Here is an 18,126-nt window from a genome sequence, read left to right on the forward strand (position 1 = left end):
TCTCCATTTGGTCAGAAATTGCCTTCACTAGATTTAAACATTTTGTGAAAATGGGGTAGAATACTACTGGCAAATCGAGTATAATGAAAACGATCGAGAAACGAAACTCAGTTTCACCAGATGGAACTAGAGCTTTCTCAGCCTTCATTCCATTCATAGGAGGTCATTCCTTTGGCAAAGAAAGACGCTTATAACGTGAAATCGTCTTTGCAAGCTGGCGGCAAAGAGTACGCCTACTATCGCTTGCAAGGAATTGAAGAGCAAGGCATCGGCGAAGTTTCCAAGTTGCCTTTCTCTATTAAGGTACTGCTTGAAGCAGCTGTTCGTCAATTTGACGATCGCGCCATCACAAAAGAGCATGTACAATCGCTGGCGAACTGGACAAAAGGCCGCGACGCGAACCAGGAAGTTCCGCTCATGCCTGCACGCATCGTGCTGCAAGACTTTACCGGTGTACCGGCTGTCGTTGACCTGGCAGCAATGCGTATCGCGATGAAACGCTTCGGCGGCGATCCAAGACGGATCAACCCGCTCGTACCGGTTGACCTGGTTATCGACCACTCCGTCATGGTTGACGCTTTCGGCAGCGACGCTGCTCTGGAAACCAACATGAAGCTGGAGTTCGAACGCAACGAAGAGCGCTACCGCTTCCTCCGTTGGGCACAAACTGCATTCGATAACTTCCGTGCAGTTCCACCTGCGACTGGTATCGTTCACCAGGTAAACCTGGAGTACCTGGCAACTGTTGTCGCTTCCCGTGAAGTTGACGGCGAATTGGTTGCTTTCCCTGACTCGCTCGTTGGTACTGACTCCCATACTACCATGATCAACGGTCTTGGTGTAGTAGGTTGGGGCGTCGGCGGTATCGAGGCAGAAGCAGGTATGCTCGGCCAACCGCTCTATTTCGTAACACCTGAAGTTGTCGGGTTCAAACTGACCGGCACATTGTCCGAGGGCGCTACTGCGACCGACCTGGCACTGACCGTAACGCAAATGCTGCGCAAAAAAGGCGTGGTTGGCAAATTCGTTGAGTTCTATGGCTCCGGCCTCTCCAACATCTCGCTTGCTGACCGTGCGACTGTTGCCAACATGGCACCTGAATACGGCGCAACCATGGGCTTCTTCCCGGTCGATGCAGAGACGCTCAACTACATGCGTCAAACCGGCCGCGATGAAGCAACCGTGCAATTGGTTGAAGCGTACACCAAAGCACAAGGACTGTTCCGCACCGATGACACTCCAGACCCTGTTTTCTCCGAAACATTGGAACTGGATCTGTCCACAGTGGTACCAAGCCTTGCTGGTCCAAAACGTCCGCAAGACCGCGTCGAACTGACTTCCATGAAAGAAGCATTCAACGCAAGCCTGCGTGCGCCTATCGAAAAAGCTGGCTTCGGACTGTCCGAAGAAAAAATCAACACAACCGTTCCCGTGACGTACGCAAACGGCGAGAAATCCGAACTGAAAACAGGTTCTGTTGTAATCGCAGCGATCACGTCCTGTACAAATACGTCCAACCCAAGCGTAATGCTGGGCGCAGGGATCGTAGCGAAAAAAGCGGTTGAAAAAGGTTTGGTAAAACCTGCTCACGTGAAAAGCTCGCTCGCTCCTGGTTCCCGCGTCGTAACGCAATACCTGAAAGATGCTGGTCTGATCGATTCCTTGAACGCTATCGGCTTCAACGTTGTCGGTTATGGTTGCACCACCTGCATCGGTAACTCCGGTCCATTGCCAGATGAAACCAGCAAAGCGATCGCTGACGGCGACCTGACTGTAGCTGCTGTTCTGTCCGGTAACCGTAACTTTGAAGGCCGTATCCATGCACAAGTAAAAGCGAACTACCTGGCTTCTCCGCCATTGGTTATCGCCTACGCTTTGGCTGGTACCGTCAACATCGACCTGACCAAAGAACCGATCGGTACAGGCAAAGACGGACAACCTGTTTACCTGAAAGACATCTGGCCAACTTCCCAAGAGCTGTCTGAAGCAATGGGCAAAGCGATGAACCCGGCATTGTTCCGCTCCGAATACGAGCATGTATTCACTGCAAACCAACGCTGGAACGAAATCGACGCGCCAGAAGGCGACCTGTACGAGTGGGATGAAAAATCCACGTACATCCAAGAGCCTCCATTCTTCAAAGACCTGGCTGCTGAACCTGGCCATATCGTTGAAATCAAAGGCGCGAAAACATTGGCGCTGTTGGGCGATTCCGTCACAACCGACCATATCTCGCCTGCTGGTAACATCTCCCCTACCAGCCCTGCAGGTAAATATTTGCAAGAAAACGGCGTAGAACGCAAAGACTTCAACTCCTACGGCGCTCGCCGCGGTAGCCATGATGTCATGATGCGCGGTACGTTCGCAAACATCCGCATCCGTAACCAAGTTGCTCCAGGCACAGAGGGCGGCGTAACGAAATACTTGCCAACCGGTGAAGTGATGAGCATTTACGATGCGTCGATGAAATACCAAGCAGACAACGTGAACCTGGTTGTACTGGCTGGTAAAGAATACGGTACAGGAAGCTCCCGTGACTGGGCGGCAAAAGGTACCTTCCTGCTTGGCGTAAAAGCGGTTATCGCTGAAAGCTTCGAGCGTATCCACCGCTCCAACCTGGTCGGTATGGGCGTGCTGCCGCTGCAATTCGCAGATGGCGCCAGCTGGCAGTCCCTCGGCATCGACGGTACCGAAACATTCGATATCGTAGGGATCGACGACAACGTAACACCTGGTCAACGCACGAAAGTAAAAGCAACCCGTACAGACGGCAGCACATTCGAATTCGATGTAATCGTTCGTCTGGACAGCACCGTTGACATCGACTACTACAAAAACGGCGGTATTTTGCAAACCGTACTGCGCCAACTGCGCACCGGCAAATAAGATTCCTGCTGATTAGAAAACCTGGCTCCGCCATGCATTTTGGCGGAGCCGCGGTTGCACTTATACTGGATAAGAAAAAGGCTCTCGGTCATTCCGAGGGCCTTTTCTCTTTGCTTTTTGCTTTTTGCAATTACAAATACCGTTCCTTGATGATGTTCATGTGATGCAGCTGATGGCCTGCAATCACGTAGGCCAATGCTCTCGCCGTGGTGTTGTTATCGCTCACCGTGCCTTTTCTGTCCCACGCCTCGGCCGGCAAACCGCGCAGCAATGTCAGCGTGGCGCGTCGTACTGCCGTATAATCTTCCAGCAGATCCGCTACCGAATACGCGTCAAACGAGATGCCTTCCATTAACAAGTCCTGGTCAAAACCGGGAAGAGCGGTTTGATCCCCCCGCGCAACGCGAAGCAGGCGATAGCTCATCACCCGCTCCGTGTCCGCGATATGGCCGATCACTTCTTTGATGCTCCATTTCCCTTCCGCATAGCGATGGCTCGCCTGTTCCTGCGTTAACTCCGAAAGAAAGCGGGTCATCTCCTCAAGCTGACGGACCAAAATCTCCGAAATTTCTCCATCGGGAACCAAACCGATGTATTGCCCGTAATAAGCCGAGTGCTCTTCCGCTGCTGGACGCTGATTCACAAAACGCTCCCCCTTTTGTTAAAGCCGTTTCTCTCGAATTCACTCGAATTTTACCAAATCATTCAAAAAATTTCAAACGGTTGAGCGCGCGACTCTAAATCCTGCCTGGCAACAGCACGCCGATATGCTCAGGATGGATGCGCGCCATATAAGCGAGCGCGAGAACGGCGCAAAAGCATGCCCCAAGCGCAAGCCATTCCACCGGCTGCCAGCGCGGCATCCGGTAGAAGCGATGCTGCGGATTGCGCATCCGGAAGCCTTTGGCATCGAGCGCATTGGCGATCAGCTGCACCCGCTTCAGCGACGTGAAGATCAGCGGGACCAGCAAGACGACGTATTGTTTCATCTTTCGGGCCAGATTTCCTCGTTCAAAGGCCATCCCTCTGACCATCTGCGCCTCCCGAATCGTGCCCAGGTCATGCTTGATCAGCGGGATGAAGCGGAAGATGAGCGAGAGCAAAAAGCCGACGGAATACGGGACGCCGATCCCGCGCAGCCCCATTGCCAGCTGTCTCGGTGATGTACGCATCAAGTAAAACATCGACAACAAGGCGACATTGGCGATGCGCAGCCCCATGCCGCAAGCCCATAACACCCCGGTGTCGGTAATCTGCACCGGATAATGGATGAGCGGAATTTCGCTCCGCCAGTACGCATGGCCGGCTTGCGTAAACGGCAGCCAGGAGAGCATCGTAAACAGCCCGCCGATCCCACCGACAACCAGGAAGGCTTTTCGCAGCATCCCTGTCCAGTTGCCCTTGCGCACAAGCAGCAGATTGAGCAAAAAGAGCGGCAGCAAAAAACGCGGGTCCTGGAACAGGAAAGGCAGCGTCCCCACCAGGATGAAAAACAGCAGCGCAAAACTCGGATGCCTGTCAGCAAACAAAACCGAACGGTGTGACTGTGTATCATGCCGCATGTCTTACCTCCCGCCCCTTTCCAGCAGTTTTTTTGCCATCTGCCTAGATAGGGCAGCGAATGTGAGCGGCAGCGGCTCCGTCAATCCTGCTCCGAGTGCAAACCGGGATAAGGCCGGCGGCTCGACCTGCGCCTCTGCCAACCGTTCAGGCTGGGCAAAGACGCGCGTAGGGGCATCATCGCAAATGATCTCCCCCTGGCGCATGACCACGACCCGTTCGGCATATTCGGCAACAAGCCGCATGTCATGTGTAATCGCCACGATGGTATGCCCTGCCCTGTGCAGCGCTGCGATCAGTGCCATCATCTCGCGGACCCCGTGGTGATCGAGTCCTGTCGTCGGCTCATCAAGCACGATCACCCGTGGCTTCATGGCTAAAACGGATGCGACCGCAATCTTTTGACGCGTCCCTTTTCCCATGAAATAGGGTTCCTCCTTGCGCAAGTGAATGAGCCCGACCGCGGCCAGCGCTTCTTCGACCCGCCCTTGAATCTCGCTTTCGGAAAGCCCCATGTTCCGGGGGCCAAACGCCACTTCCGCCTCGACTGTCGACTGAAAAATTTGATGATCGGGATTTTGGTAGCAGTACGACACGACGCCTGCCATTTCAGCGACAGACATCGCCCGCGTGTCCTTCCCCTCAACCCGTACGGTGCCGGCAGTCGGCTTGTACAAGCCGTTGCAATGCTTGGCCAGCGTCGTTTTGCCTGAACCGTTGCCGCCGATCAGCGCGATGAACTCCCCCTGCCCGATCGACAGGTCGATGCCGCGCAGCACCGGTTTTCCCCGCTCATAGCCGTATTCCACCTGTTCAAACTGAATCAAAGGCCGATGTTGTTCCTGTCTCACGGAATCGCCACCTCGCCTTTGCGCACGAGCGTCTGCCACAGGGTCAGCATATCCTCTACCGTGCGCGGGCATGGCGCCGTCGTTTCGTCCAGCACGCCTTCCGCGCAGAGCGCATGATACAGGCGAATCATATCCGGGACATGAATCCCGTGCGCATCCAGAGAAGCGACCTGGGAAAAAAACGCGTCTGCCGGCATGTCCATCACGATCGATCCATCGGCGATCAGCAGCATCCGGTCGCAAAATTGGGCCAATTCCTCCGTCGCATGGGACGCGACCAGAATCGTCATCCGCTCTTCTTCTTTCAATCGGCGAATGAGGGAGAACACTTCGCGCGCCCCTTTTGGATCGAGTTCGGACGTCGGCTCGTCCAAAAGCAGCACCTGTGGCGCATGTGCGAGGGCGGATGCGATCGCGACACGCTGCTTTTCTCCCCCAGACAGCTCAAACGGCGAGCGGCGGGCAAAGCCGGACAAGCCGACCAGCGAAAGCACGTCCTCGATTCGACGCTCGATCGCCCGGTCGTCATGCCCCCGATTTTCCAACGAAAACGCGATCTCCTCTTCTACCGTCAAGCCGATGAATTGCGTTTCCGGATCTTGAAACACAATTCCCAGCTCTCCTTGCACGCTGCGCTTGCCGCTGAACCCGCCCGCATAATTTGCGGGGATCAATCCGGCCATCGCCAGCAGCAGCGTCGTTTTGCCAGCGCCCGAGGGGCCGACCAAGCCGACGACCTCCCCTTCCGCCAAGGACAGATCGATTCCCGCAAGCGTCCAGCTTGCCCCATCCTCATAGCGCCAGCAGACGTCTTGAAGCGAGAGCACGTCGACGGAACTCACGGAAATACCTTTCTGGCCGGCAAATCATAGCCGCTGCCAATCTGGCGTCCCCGGTACAAGCCCGCCCGTTTGACGAATGGGTACAGCAGCTTCAGAAGAATCGGCCCCAAAATGGCGGTGGAAATCGCTTGGTTCAGGAAAACCGCAGGAATGAAGCCTGCTGCCACTTCTTTCGGCGTTAAGCCAAGCGCGACGTTGATCAGGATGGAGCATGCGACGACAAGCGAAGCGAGCAGCACGACAAACAAGTAATATTCCACATAACTGCGACCGCGTTTTAGCGACGGATCTTTCACGAGCACATAGCCGATGAATCCGCCCAAAAAGTTGGAGACGAAGCCCGTGGTCAAAATGTGCGGCGCAGCACTTCCCGTCATCAAATCGCTGACCAGATTGCCAAAAGCCAAGCCGAGGCAGCCAGGAATCCCGAACAGCATGCCAAAGACCGGCTGCAGCGCATTGGCTGGACGGATCGGCACTTGCGGAATCAGCTTCACCTGCGCCAGCATGATCAAGGCAACTGCATATAGCGCCGCTGTAACGACGATCAGGACAAAATCGACGGTCGTCCATCTGCGGCGAAAAAGTGATCGTTCCATTTTATGGCCTCCCAAAAAGACGAAATGATAGAATTTACCATCCTATATATTACCGCTTTTCTGGTAAATCTAGCAAATGTTTATGCGCCGATGAAATCTCGGTCGAGCATAAAAAACAGGCGAGATTCTCTCTGTCGATGACCGAGTATCTCGCCTGTTTGATAGGTTTACAGCTGGGGTAATGCGCTTGCCGATTGGCGATTGCGCTGCAGGAATAACCCGGCCGCGCCGAGCACACCCGCCTCGCCGCCCAAGCTGCTGCGCACAAGACGCACCTGCTCTGCCATGCGGGAGATCGCCCGCTCACGCACAATCTTTTCCGTTTCTGCGAACAGGTAGTCGCCGGTGGTCATGACGCCGCCACCCACGACGATCAGCTCCGGGTTGAACAGATGGATCAGGCTGGTGATGCCCGCTCCCAAATCGCGGGAAGCCCGGAGGTGAATATCCTTGCAAAGCGGATCGCCTTGCATGACGCCTTCGCCGATCTCCTTTGCCGTGATTTGCTCAGGCGGGTATTGGCTGAGAAATGCGCTTTTCTCGCCGGCTGCAAGCCGCGTGCGCGCGATTTTTGCCAATGCGGGGCCTGACACATAGTTTTCCAGGCAGCCTCGATTCCCGCAGGCACACGGTGGTCCGTCCGGATCGATGGAAATATGACCGAACTCGCCCGCGCTGTCCCCTTTGCCTGTGATCAGCCGGGCGTCGCTGATGAATCCCGCGCCGACCCCTGTGCTGACCGTCACATAAATGACGTTGTCGGTGCCTTTGCCTGCGCCGAACACCCATTCCGCAACCGCAGCGGCATTCGCGTCATTGATCAGTTGGACAGGCAGGCCAAAGCGCTCGGATACGATCTGTCCGATCGCGACATGCTCCCAGCCCAAATTGTTCGCGTACAGCACTTTGTTGGCTTTCGTATCAATCACGCCGGCCGTAGCGATCCCGACGCCGCGAACCGACGTCGTGGATATGCCGCCCTCTGTCAGCACGATTTCCACCGAGGACAGGATGCGGCCGATAACCGCTTCCTGCCCTTCGGCTGCAAGCGTTGGACACGTCGTTTTGTGGACGATCCGCCCTTGTTCATCGATCAAGGCAGCCAGTATTTTGGTTCCGCCGAGATCCAGCCCAATTGCGTAGTTTTTCTCCTGGATCATCGCTTTTGCACATCCTTACAAACGAGTTCATGATTACTTGTTGCCAAATATTGCGTCCATCGCTTGGGATGTCTGGCTGATCAGCTGTTCCGGATGGCGGCCGTACGGCGTGATTTCCGGCATGATGTAGCCCTCGTAGCCGATCTCGGCAATCGCCTCCACCACGCGTTCAAACGGCGTATCGCCTGCCAAAAGCGGCACGAATCCCGTTCCATTGCCGGCGGACGTTTTGAAATCTTTCACATGCAGCGCGATGATGCGTTTGCCCAAAATGCGAATCCATTGCTCCGGAAAGCCGAATTGGACCACATTGCCGATATCAAAATAAGCGCCTGCCCACGGGCTGTCGATCTCATCGATAAACCGCTTCATTTCCAGCGGGCTCAGCAAAAACTTGTTCCACACGTTTTCGATCCCGATCTTGACGCCGTACGCCTCGGCTTTTTTGGCCAGCTTGCGAACCGCTTCAAGCGCACGGTCATATGCGACATCGTAGCTGACGGCCGGTGTAACGAGTCCCGGCACAACCAGTACGGTTTTGGCACCGAATATCGCCGCCGCTTCAATCATTTTTTCCACCACGAGCATCCCTTGCTGACGAACCACCTCATCCTCATGTGTCAGCGGATATTTCCACAAAAGCGCAGTCGAAACGCTCGGCAGCTCCAGACCGTTTTGACCAGCCAGCCGGGCGATCGCCTTCAGCTCTTCTTCTGATGATCCCAGATGAAACGCGCCTTCTCCTTGATCAGCCAAATTCAGTTCAACACCTGTATAACCATGCGCGCCGGCTTGGCGGAACATCTCGGCAAGCTCGATGTCGGCCGGAAAGCACCATGCGTTGATTCCTTTTTTCCAGTTCATGCCCTGCACCTTCCTTGCTTACAACTTGACTGGCGATCCCGATTTCGCGGACTCGTTCGCAGCCAGCGTGACTTTCAACGTTTGTAGCGCCTGCGCGTACGGCGCGAGGATCAGGGTTTCATCTCCTGTTGCCACCGCGCGAATGAACGCTTCATCTTGTGCCAGGTAAAAATCAAGCGTGCTGCTGTATGTGCGCGTGCCTTCCGCGTCCACGATCGTCAGGTCCCGGCCGCTGATCTGCAGCCGGAAACCTTTGCCCAGCACCTCGACACCTGTGCGGTGATCCGGCTGGGTGAACGTCGTGTCGAGCGTTCCGATCGCCCCCGAGGAAAACGCAAGGCTTACCGATGTCACGTCCGGAATATCGAGCCCCGGCACGTCCCCCATCACGCGCAATGCCGCATGGGCGTAGACTTTGGATACATCTCCCGCCAAGTAGCGCATCATGTCCAGCGTGTGGGTTGCCTGCTCCACCAGCTGGCCGCCCGATTTCGCCTGTTCGCGCCACCATGGGGTTTGCACGAATGACGTCAGGTAGTGCCCGCGCACCATTGCGATCGTTTTGTCCGCCACATACGCTTTGGCCTGGGCGACGATGTCCAAATAACGCAGGCAATACCCGGTGGAAGCAAGAATCTGCGCATCTTGAATCGCCTTCAGCTTGCGCTCGACCTCTTCCATGGCAAGCCCGATCGGCTTTTCCACCAGCAGGTGAATGCCGCGCGCTGCCGCTTGCTCCACCAGCGTTCCTTGCGCAAACGGCGGCACGCAGATGAACAGCGCATCCAGCCGTTCGGCCGCAAGCATCGCTTCGTAATCCGTATATCCGGTTATGCCGTATGTTTCGCAAATCTCGGCTACGCTCGCCTCATTTACATCGCAAACCGCGACCAATTGCGCTTGATCGATTTTAGTGAGATTGGCCAGGTGAACACGACCGATGCCACCTGTGCCGACCATTCCGACTCTTACTCGATTCGCTGTCATGGCGCTTACCCGAGTTTGACCGGCTGCTTGTTTTCGGAGGATTGGTACGCAGCCAATGCGACCTCAACCGCCCGCATGCCGTCCTCGCCCGTGATCGATGGTGCCTTGCCTTCCTTGATGGAAGCGAGGAAATCGCTCACCAGCGCGCCGTCCATGTCATCGCCCCAATAGGCCCACGTCAAGCCTTTGTCATCGCTGTAGACGTCGAGCTTTTGACCGAATGTGTTGAGCGACAGCGTCCCGTCTGTGCCGATGATCTCCATCGTCACATCGCCCCATGTCGGGAACGATTTGTTGCGGGACCAGCTGCAGTCGAGCGTCGCATACACACCGTTATCGAACTCCATGGTCAAAATGCCGCAGTCGTCGATCGGCGTATCGCAAAGCAGATTGTCGACTTCCGCATACACTTCCTTCACCTCAGCGCCCATGAACCAGCGCATCAGGTCGACGACGTGTACGGTATGGTCGATCACCGCGCCGCCGCCCGATTTGGCCCGATCGATGAACCAGCCGCCCGGATTTTTGCCGCGGTTGGTGCCGCGGATCGCCATGATGCGGCCGAGCTTGCCTGCCTCCACCATTTGCTTCGCACGGCGGACAGCCGGATGGAAGCGCACAGGGAAAGCCGTTTGCAGCTTGACGCCATGCTCGCGGCAAACCGCGATCATCTCTTCGGCATCCGCCACATTCGTTGCCAGCGGTTTTTCGCACAGGACGTGCTTGCCCGCTTTCGCCGCCGCCACGACATGCTCTTTGTGCTTCGCGTTTTCCGATGTGACGATCACCGCATCGATGGATTGCTTGAGCAGCTCCTGGTAGTCGGCATAGTACGTTGTGTGAAGCTTCTGCGCAGCTGCCTTGCCGCGCGCTTCGTCTTCATCGGCGATCCCGATGAGTTCGGCTCCTTCGATGTTTTCAATCGCTTGTGCGTAACTGTATGCGTGCATATGTGCAAAGCTGATGATCCCCAGTTTCATCACTTGTTCCCTCCCTTAGGATAACGTCACAACTTCACCAGTTTCGATCGACTTGATCGCGGCCAGCGCGATCTCCATCGCCTTGTAGGCATCCTCTGCCGTCACGAGCGAATCGCCGCCCGTTTCGATGCAATGGATGAAGTGTTTCAGCTCGCGGAAGTACGGATTTTCGTTCAGCGGGCTTTCCGGCACGGCTACGCCGCCAACCCCTTGCTGCTTGGCGCGGCTGACTGCGATCAGCGGTTTTTCCTGCGCGCTGTCGTAGTTGATGATGCCGGATTTGCCTGCCAGCTCCATTTTCATCGCAAAGCCTTCATGCGCCCAAGACCCTTCCACATGTGCGATCATGCCGCTTTTGAAGCGCAGCGTAACCAGCGCGTAATCCATCCGGGCGAAACCGCGGCCGAGCAGGCTTTTGGCGTACACCCGCTCCACATCGCCGAAGCTCCAGCGCAAAAAGTCGAAGTCGTGGATGATCATATCGAGCACGAGGCCGCCGCTGTTTTGGTGATCGGCGTACCAGTCATTCCACGCGGTCGGGAAAATGCCGCCGCGGAACGTGCGGGCAACCGCAACATCGCCGATCTCCCCTTTCTGTACGAAGGCGCGGCTTTTTTCATATTCGGGGAAAAAGCGCAGCACATGGCCGACAAACAGCTTCACGTTCTTCTCTTTGCAAAAGTCGATCATTTCGCGCGCATCGGCCAGATGGCGGGCGAGCGGTTTTTCGCAGATGACGTGCTTGCCGTCATTCGCCGCCTTTTTCACATAAGTCTTGTGCAAATATGTAGGCAAGCAGACGTCGACAATATCGACGCGCGGAAGGCTTGCCATCGCTTCCTCGTATGTGGCGAACACCGGTACCCCAAGGCCCAGCTCCTCCGCTTTTTCTTTGCGAACCTCTACGATGCCCGCAAGCGTAACATTCTCCATCGCCGCATAGGAACGCGCATGGACGCTGCCCATCGTTCCTGCGCCCAGTAACAGAACATGATGCATATGTTTCCACTCCTTTTCATTTTCCTTCATTATTTAGAGCCGCTAAGCGAAATCCCTTCCACAAAGTGCTTCTGCATGAACACGAAGACCAGAATCATCGGCCAGATCGCCAGGACCGAGCCCGCCATCAAAATCGGGTAGTTCGTCTGATGCTGCCCTTGCAGCGAGGCCAGACCGGCAGACAGCGTCAGCTTGTCAGGCGACGTGTTGACAATGAGCGGCCACATCAGATCGTTCCACGACCAGAGCGTGACGAAAATCGCAAGTGCGATCAAGCCTGGTTTGGCCAGCGGCAGCATGATGCGCCAGTAAATTTGGAAATGGTTGCAGCCGTCCAGCTTGGCCGCTTCCTCCAATTCCTTTGGCAAAGACATGAAGAACTGACGCAGCAAAAACGTACCGAATGCGCTGAACAAGCCTGGCACGATCAATGCCGTCAGCGTGTTCAACCAGCCTAAATCTTTCATGATCAAAAATTGCGGAATCAAAAACACCTGCCCCGGCACCATCAGCACCGACAAAAACAGCATGAACAGAATGTTCCGTCCCGGAAACTCGATGCGCGCGAATGCGTATGCGGCGAGCGAGCAGAGGAACACCTGCCCCACCACTTTCACGATCGTCGTGATGATCGTGTTCCAATAAAATTGCAGCATCGGAATGGTCGTCAACACTTCCGCGTAGTTTTTCCACTGCGCGACCGTTGGAAAAATCACCGGCGGCACCTGCTGGGATTCACCCAATGTTTTGAGCGAGGTCAGGATCATCCAGAGAAAAGGACCGACCATCAGCAAGGCCCCGAGAATCAAAAGAATATGGACCAGCAGCTTCGGACCGCGGCCAAAGCGCCCCTCGTTCACAAGCGTCCCTCCTTAATCATAATGAACCCAGCGCTTCTGCATTTTGACCTGCACGACGGTCACCAGCAGGATGATCGCCAAAAGCAGCACCGCGATCGCAGCCGCATAGCCGCCTTCCCCGGTCACGAATGCATATTTGTAGAACAGATAGGCGATCGTCTGCGTCTTTTCCAGCGCGGAGTTCCCGACCATCATGTAGATCAGGTCGAACACCTGGAATGCGCCGATCAACGACGTGATGCTGACGAAAAAGATCGACGGCGTCAACAACGGCAAGGTGATGGTGAAAAACTGGCGGAGGCGGCTCGCCCCATCCAGTTCGGCTGCCTCGTAATACATGCGCGGGATTCCTTGCAAGCCGGCCAGAAAAATGACCATGTTATAACCGATCGAACTCCAGATCGCGACGATCACCACGGCATAAAGCGCAATGGACGGGTCGGTAATCCAGCGGGGACCTTGAATGGAAAACAATCCTAAACAATAGTTGATCAGGCCGAAATCGGCGTTGAACAGCCAGCGCCATACCATCGCCACCGCTGCAGCCATCGTGACGACCGGCAGGAAGTAAAGCGTGCGGTAAAACGAAACGCCTTTGATCTTCTGATTCAACAGCACGGCTGCCAGAATGGAAAACGCGATGCTGAACGGTACAGACAGAACGGTGTAAATCAGCGTATTTTTCAAGGCAGTCAACAGCTGCACATCTGAGAACAATTTTTCATAGTTTTGCAAGCCGATCCATTTGTATTTGCCAAATGCGCCCCACTTGGTAAAGCTGAGATAAATGGTTTGCAAGAGCGGCCAGATATAGAAAACGACAAGTCCGAGTAACGTGGGAGCAATCATGGCATAAGCCCATAGCATATCCGTACGCTTCATCCGAGTTGACGTTTTCGACTTTACGGAAGTGTTCACATTCTGTCCCCTCTCTATCAGCTGGTGGGCGGCACGGCCCTGTCGCTTTGACAAGGCCGCTGCCTGCCGTACCTACCGCTTCTTTCTACTCTTGCGAAAGCATTTCGTTCATTTTTTGCGCAAGCTCTTTCGCCGCCGCTTCGACGGTCATTTCGCCGCTCCACGCTTTGGTCATGTACTCAGTCTCCGCCTGCACCCATTTGGATGTGTTTTTGGAGATTGGGTACGGCTTCGCTGTCGCCGCCTGGTCAACGAAAATTTTCAAATCAAAGTTTGGATACGATTTGATGAACGCTTCCTGCGTGCCGTTGAGCGCTGGAATCGCTGCGCCTTTGCTCGCCTGAATCTCGGCAGCTTCCTTGCCGCCCAAGTATTTGACGAACTCCCATGCTTCTTTTGGATGCTTCGTTTTCGCCGCCACTACGTTTGCCAAACCGTGGATGACGCTCGTATTTTCTTTGCCTTTTGGCAGCACTGCCACGTTCACTTTGTCTTTGGTGTATTCGTTTTGCGCGAACTCGCTTACCATCCATGCGCCGTCATACAGCATCGCCAGCTTGCCGGATTCAAACAGTTGCGGCGCGGACGTTTCATCCATTTGCTGCGCGGTCGGGGATGTGCCGTCCTTGATGAAGTCAACCAGGAACTTGAGCGCCTCGATCGTTTCCGGTTTGTCGTAGCCGGACGTTTTTTTGTCGTCGGAGATCACATAACCGCCGTTTTGCGCGATGACGTTATAGAAGTTTTCCTGACCCCAAGGGCGGGATGCAAAGCCCCATACGCCTTTGTTTTTGTCCGTCAGCTTGGCAGCGGCTTCCTTCAGCTTCGCCCAATCCCAGGAAGCGTCCGGGTACGGAATTTTGGCATCGTCGAACATTTTTTTGTTGTACCACAGGCCGATCGTGTCAAAGTCTTTCGGCAAGCCGTACGTTTTTCCATCCACCGTATAAATGTCAACCAATGCTTTCGGGTAGTTGTTCAAGTCGACACCGTCTGCCTTGATCTGGTCGTCAAGCGGCAGCAGCATGTCATTGGAGGCGTATTTGACGATGTTCGGTCCGTTCATCCAGAACACGTCAGGCAAGCTGTCGCCTTGTGCTGCCGCGTCCATCTTGGTGAAGTATTGCTTGTACGGCGTCAACTCCACTTTCACATTGATGTTGCCATGCGATTCATTGAATTTTTTCGCGATTTCCTCCATCGCCGGAAGCTGGTTTTTATCCCAGACCGCGTATGTCAGATCGACCTTTTCCCCGCTTGCCGCCTGATTGCCTGTCTGCGCATTGCTGTCTGCAGTCGGTGCGGTGTTGCCCGCGGATTGGCCGGAACATCCCGCCAACGCCATCAGTGCTGCCACCATGCTGATTGAAAGCAACTTCTTTTTCATCGAAAAACCCCTCCATCTTTCTTTTCATTGGCACTCTCTATAATCGGATGAACTGATTGAAGCGCTTTCTTTTTGCTCCCCCCTCATTCTGCACGCTTCATCAAGGGTAATAACGGGATCGGGTTGTAACTTTCTTTCTCCAATGACTTTATTAAGTAGGGATGAAAAAGCTACAGGGAAAAATGAAACACATCCTGCAGCAATACGGCCGCAGCCGCGACCATCGGGAACTCTTCCCCTAGCGCCGTAGCGTGAATCTCCAGACCGTCTGTCAAAATAAAGAGCGCTTTGTCCATCACCTGCTCGCGCACCCGTTTGACGAACAGCGGGTTGTCGCGAACAATCTCTCCCCCCAAAATGATGAGGCTCGGGTTGAACAGGTTGACCAGATTGACGATGCCGATGGAAAGCGTCGCTGCGATCTCCTCCATGATGTCGAGGCAGACTTGGTCGTTTTGTTGCAGTGCGGCGCGGAACAGTGCCGGCGAAATGCGTGTGACATCTCCTCCCGCCAGTTCGGTGATGACGGTCTGCTTGCCTTTGGCGTGGGCAGACAAGATGCGCGAGTAAATCTCCGGCCAGCCTACATTGTTCTCCAGACAGCCGATATTGCCGCAATCGCAGCGGGTGCCTGTCTGCTGCACGACCGTATGGCCGAACTCGCCTGCGCCCCCGTTATGTCCACGGAAAATGGCGCCGTTGACGATGATGCCCATCCCGACCCCTTCGCCGACCGTCACGTACAGCATGTTGTCGCTGTGCGTGCCGCGTCCAAAGCTGTTCTCCGCCAGCGCAATCGCATTGGCGTCGTTTTCCAGCCATGTTTTGAGGCCGAACCTGGCTTCCACCAGCTCCTTGAGCGGGACGTTTTTCAGATTGAGCTTGGAATTGTAGCGGATCGCGCCGTTGGCGGCATCGACGATCCCGGGGACGATGATGGAAATGCCGAGGCATTTGGACCGATCGTCATAGCGGGACAAAAATTGCTCCAGAGAAGCGAAAAGGTAAGCGATTACATCATCGCCTGAAAGCGGTTTGTCATAGGCGAAGCGCTCTTTGTGGCGCACGTTCGCCTCCAGATTCAGCTCTGCGATGGTAACCGCGGTGTTCGTCAGCGAAATTCCGATCAGGAATTGTCCGTCCGGATAAAACCGGAGCATAATCGGCTTCCGCCCGCCGCTTGACTCTCCGATGCCGTCCTCGCACACCAATCCGTCGCGGATCAGCTCCCCTACCGCCGATGTGACCGTAGTCGGGCTGATGCCGTTGCGCTTGGCGATTTCACTGCGCGAGATCGGGCCATGCTTGCGGATCATGTCAAGGATGATAAAGCGGTTGAGCTCTTGGATGAGTTTGGAATCACCAGTCCTGCGCATCAGCATGTTTTCCTCTCACATTCGATCGTGTTGCAGGTAGAATGAGTTTCTCCAGCAACTTTAGTAAGTATCATACGTAATTTTGGGGCATTCGTCAATATTCTGAATGTTGTTTTTTGGGGTGAGGTGGAGGGGCGGGATTTTTGCAAAAAAACGGCACTCCGCTCTGACAATGCCCACTGTTGGCCGGGGAGTCCGGCTCCGCTGAAAAAGGGAACCGCGCCCCAATGCCACACGCTGCGCGGCGGGTGTATCTCAAGGATGTTGTGAGGCGCGAAAGCCGTTCCCTTTTTCAGCTGCGCCTGGGCAGGCATTGCCAAGGCTGCGTGCCGCTTTTTTGCAAAAATCCTTCGCTGCATAGGTTGGATCGTCGCTACACCATTCATAGTCACAAAAAAATACAGCAAGTCAATTGCTGACCTGCTGTAAGTCCTGCTGCGGCGTTCGTTTTAGCGGGTATTGCGATTTTCGATATTGATACAGCAAACCCAAAGCGATCGCCAATACGGCGATCAGCAGCAGGTAGATGTGCTGAAACGCGTTTGCCGGGGGCATTTCTTTTTGCCAGACCATCAACAGGCCACATACCGCAACTGCAAAGGAGCCTCCAAGATATTGGGACAGCTGGGAGAGGCCCATGCCGGAGCCGATCAGCTCCTTTGGCAAGATGCGCGAGATTTCGTTGGACAGCGCAGACGTGACCGCAGACAATGACGGCGCAAACAGGACATACGCCGCGAGCACGATATACATTGATGCATGCAGCATGGTCGCCAGCAAAAGCATCGCGGCCCCGAGCACCAGCTGGCCGCCGAGCAAAAAGCGGAAATTGCCGTAACGGTCGATCCAGCGCCCTACCCATTTCATCAATACCGCCGAGAAGATCGCACCCGGGAAGATGACCATGCCGATCGTCGCCGCGCCTTTGGCAAACACAGTAGCCAAAATCAACGGCATCAAGAACAGCATCGACATGTTGAGGATAAACACCAGGAAAGCGATCATGACCAGCTTGCGGTAGCCGGCGTTGCCGAATAAAGCCGGATGGATGAACGGGCGTTCCGCTTTGCGCAGTTGGCGGATCAATGCGAACAGTGCAGCGGCGCCGACGAGCAAATACAGAAGGGATAATTGTGTGATTGCAAGCAGCAACGCTGCTGAAGCGATCACCGTCAGCCCTGCCCCGACAAAATCAAAGCCGACCGGTTTCTGCGCTTCTTTCGGCAGCAGGCGCCACAAGACCGGGATCAGTCCGATGACCAAGCATGTGACCAAAAACAGCTCATGCCAGCCGAGATATTGCGTGATCGCGCCGCCGATGACCGGCCCGAGTCCGAACGCGAGCGCACTGCCGGATGCGATCATCGAAATCGCGCGGCCCCGCCGCTCATACGGCACATAGCGGCTCGCCAGCACCATGCCAAGTCCCGGCATCGCGCCCGCCCCGCTCGCTTGCAAAAGCCGTGCGAGCAGCACGACACCAAAGCTGTCCGCTGCATACCCGAGCACAGACGATATGCCGAGCAAAAGCAGCCCGATCGAAATTAACTTGCGGATCGGAATAAAATCAGACAATCTGCTGAAAATGATCGTCGCCAGCGCAAACATAATGGAATACCCGGAGACAATCCAGGAACCAAGCCCTGCCGTTATGTGCAATTGGTCGATCACCGTTGGCAGCGACACGTTAAACATCGTCGTGTTCATCACCACCAAAAAGTTGCCGCCCGCCCATATCGGCATCGTGATTCTATCGTTCATGCCGCACCTCTTTGCCGATTTTCTTCGTTACAGCAACTCCATTCTACTTGTGATTGCTGATTTTAGAAAATAGATATTTTCCTATCATTCGATATG

16 protein-coding genes are annotated in these 18,126 nt (G+C 55.1%); 1 reads left to right on the forward strand and 15 read right to left on the reverse strand.

Translation table 11 applies throughout. From position 1 onward, the window contains the following. Positions 1 to 171: 171 nt before the first annotated feature. A complete protein-coding gene (gene acnA, locus ACTID9_RS20330; RefSeq protein ID WP_441066701.1) occupies positions 172 to 2,886 on the forward strand; it encodes an aconitate hydratase AcnA in 2,715 nt (904 codons plus the stop codon). A 130-nt stretch (positions 2,887 to 3,016) separates the two neighbouring features. Here the strand turns inward: acnA and ACTID9_RS20335 are convergent, their stop codons facing one another. The 15 genes from ACTID9_RS20335 to ACTID9_RS20405 all read right to left on the reverse strand — a co-directional run bounded on the left by ACTID9_RS20335 (position 3,017) and on the right by ACTID9_RS20405 (position 18,030). Then, positions 3,017 to 3,529, reverse strand: coding sequence for a DinB family protein (locus tag ACTID9_RS20335; RefSeq protein ID WP_441066702.1), 513 nt, complete (start codon positions 3,527 to 3,529; stop codon positions 3,017 to 3,019). A gap of 94 nt (positions 3,530 to 3,623) precedes the next feature. Then, positions 3,624 to 4,448, reverse strand: coding sequence for an energy-coupling factor transporter transmembrane component T (locus ACTID9_RS20340; RefSeq protein ID WP_441066703.1), 825 nt, complete (start codon positions 4,446 to 4,448; stop codon positions 3,624 to 3,626). A gap of 3 nt (positions 4,449 to 4,451) precedes the next feature. Then, a complete protein-coding gene (locus tag ACTID9_RS20345) occupies positions 4,452 to 5,297 on the reverse strand; it encodes an energy-coupling factor ABC transporter ATP-binding protein (protein ID WP_441066704.1) in 846 nt (281 codons plus the stop codon). After that, positions 5,294 to 6,139, reverse strand: coding sequence for an energy-coupling factor ABC transporter ATP-binding protein (locus tag ACTID9_RS20350; protein WP_441066705.1), 846 nt, complete (start codon positions 6,137 to 6,139; stop codon positions 5,294 to 5,296). The genes ACTID9_RS20345 and ACTID9_RS20350 overlap by 4 nt, the downstream gene beginning before the upstream one ends. After that, a complete protein-coding gene (locus ACTID9_RS20355) occupies positions 6,136 to 6,738 on the reverse strand; it encodes a QueT transporter family protein (RefSeq protein WP_441066706.1) in 603 nt (200 codons plus the stop codon). The genes ACTID9_RS20350 and ACTID9_RS20355 overlap by 4 nt, the downstream gene beginning before the upstream one ends. Before the next feature lie 167 nt (positions 6,739 to 6,905). Continuing rightward, positions 6,906 to 7,898, reverse strand: coding sequence for an ROK family protein (locus tag ACTID9_RS20360; RefSeq protein ID WP_441066707.1), 993 nt, complete (start codon positions 7,896 to 7,898; stop codon positions 6,906 to 6,908). A 33-nt stretch (positions 7,899 to 7,931) separates the two neighbouring features. After that, on the reverse strand, positions 7,932 to 8,762 hold the full coding sequence (locus tag ACTID9_RS20365; RefSeq protein ID WP_441066708.1) for a sugar phosphate isomerase/epimerase family protein: 831 nt from the start codon (positions 8,760 to 8,762) through the stop codon (positions 7,932 to 7,934). Positions 8,763 to 8,780: 18 nt separating this feature from the next. Further along, positions 8,781 to 9,749, reverse strand: coding sequence for a Gfo/Idh/MocA family protein (locus tag ACTID9_RS20370; protein WP_441066709.1), 969 nt, complete (start codon positions 9,747 to 9,749; stop codon positions 8,781 to 8,783). A gap of 5 nt (positions 9,750 to 9,754) precedes the next feature. Next, positions 9,755 to 10,729, reverse strand: a complete 975-nt coding sequence (locus ACTID9_RS20375; RefSeq protein ID WP_441066710.1) for a Gfo/Idh/MocA family protein — start codon at positions 10,727 to 10,729, stop codon at positions 9,755 to 9,757. Between the two features lie 15 nt (positions 10,730 to 10,744). Continuing rightward, positions 10,745 to 11,728 (reverse strand): Gfo/Idh/MocA family protein, encoded by a 984-nt coding sequence (locus tag ACTID9_RS20380; RefSeq protein ID WP_441066711.1) that lies wholly within the window; start codon positions 11,726 to 11,728, stop codon positions 10,745 to 10,747. Between the two features lie 29 nt (positions 11,729 to 11,757). Further along, entirely contained in the window at positions 11,758 to 12,516 is a 759-nt protein-coding gene (locus ACTID9_RS20385) for a carbohydrate ABC transporter permease (RefSeq protein ID WP_441072668.1), read from the reverse strand. Positions 12,517 to 12,600: 84 nt separating this feature from the next. Further along, positions 12,601 to 13,470, reverse strand: a complete 870-nt coding sequence (locus ACTID9_RS20390; RefSeq protein ID WP_441072670.1) for a carbohydrate ABC transporter permease — start codon at positions 13,468 to 13,470, stop codon at positions 12,601 to 12,603. A 121-nt stretch (positions 13,471 to 13,591) separates the two neighbouring features. Beyond that, the gene (locus tag ACTID9_RS20395) at positions 13,592 to 14,893 is read right to left on the reverse strand and encodes an ABC transporter substrate-binding protein (protein ID WP_441066712.1); all 1,302 of its coding nucleotides are present in this window, start codon (positions 14,891 to 14,893) and stop codon (positions 13,592 to 13,594) included. A gap of 170 nt (positions 14,894 to 15,063) precedes the next feature. After that, positions 15,064 to 16,275, reverse strand: coding sequence for an ROK family transcriptional regulator (locus ACTID9_RS20400; RefSeq protein WP_441066713.1), 1,212 nt, complete (start codon positions 16,273 to 16,275; stop codon positions 15,064 to 15,066). A 402-nt stretch (positions 16,276 to 16,677) separates the two neighbouring features. Continuing rightward, a complete protein-coding gene (locus ACTID9_RS20405; RefSeq protein ID WP_441066714.1) occupies positions 16,678 to 18,030 on the reverse strand; it encodes an MFS transporter in 1,353 nt (450 codons plus the stop codon). Positions 18,031 to 18,126: the final 96 nt, after the last annotated feature.

This window comes from Brevibacillus fluminis (genome assembly GCF_052072235.1).
In the GTDB taxonomy this organism is placed as follows: domain Bacteria; phylum Bacillota; class Bacilli; order Brevibacillales; family Brevibacillaceae; genus Brevibacillus_D; species Brevibacillus_D fluminis_A.

Coding starts and splice junctions, on each gene's coding strand:
- ACTID9_RS20340 (WP_441066703.1), bottom strand. CDS start 4,448: ATGCGGCATGATACACAGTCACACCGTTCGGTTTTGTTTGCTGACAGG.
- ACTID9_RS20355 (WP_441066706.1), bottom strand. CDS start 6,738: ATGGAACGATCACTTTTTCGCCGCAGATGGACGACCGTCGATTTTGTC.
- ACTID9_RS20360 (WP_441066707.1), bottom strand. CDS start 7,898: ATGATCCAGGAGAAAAACTACGCAATTGGGCTGGATCTCGGCGGAACC.
- ACTID9_RS20365 (WP_441066708.1), bottom strand. CDS start 8,762: ATGAACTGGAAAAAAGGAATCAACGCATGGTGCTTTCCGGCCGACATC.
- ACTID9_RS20370 (WP_441066709.1), bottom strand. CDS start 9,749: ATGACAGCGAATCGAGTAAGAGTCGGAATGGTCGGCACAGGTGGCATC.
- ACTID9_RS20375 (WP_441066710.1), bottom strand. CDS start 10,729: ATGAAACTGGGGATCATCAGCTTTGCACATATGCACGCATACAGTTAC.
- ACTID9_RS20380 (WP_441066711.1), bottom strand. CDS start 11,728: ATGCATCATGTTCTGTTACTGGGCGCAGGAACGATGGGCAGCGTCCAT.
- ACTID9_RS20385 (WP_441072668.1), bottom strand. CDS start 12,516: ATGGTCGGTCCTTTTCTCTGGATGATCCTGACCTCGCTCAAAACATTG.
- ACTID9_RS20390 (WP_441072670.1), bottom strand. CDS start 13,470: ATGAAGCGTACGGATATGCTATGGGCTTATGCCATGATTGCTCCCACG.
- ACTID9_RS20395 (WP_441066712.1), bottom strand. CDS start 14,893: ATGAAAAAGAAGTTGCTTTCAATCAGCATGGTGGCAGCACTGATGGCG.
- ACTID9_RS20400 (WP_441066713.1), bottom strand. CDS start 16,275: ATGCTGATGCGCAGGACTGGTGATTCCAAACTCATCCAAGAGCTCAAC.
- ACTID9_RS20405 (WP_441066714.1), bottom strand. CDS start 18,030: ATGAACGATAGAATCACGATGCCGATATGGGCGGGCGGCAACTTTTTG.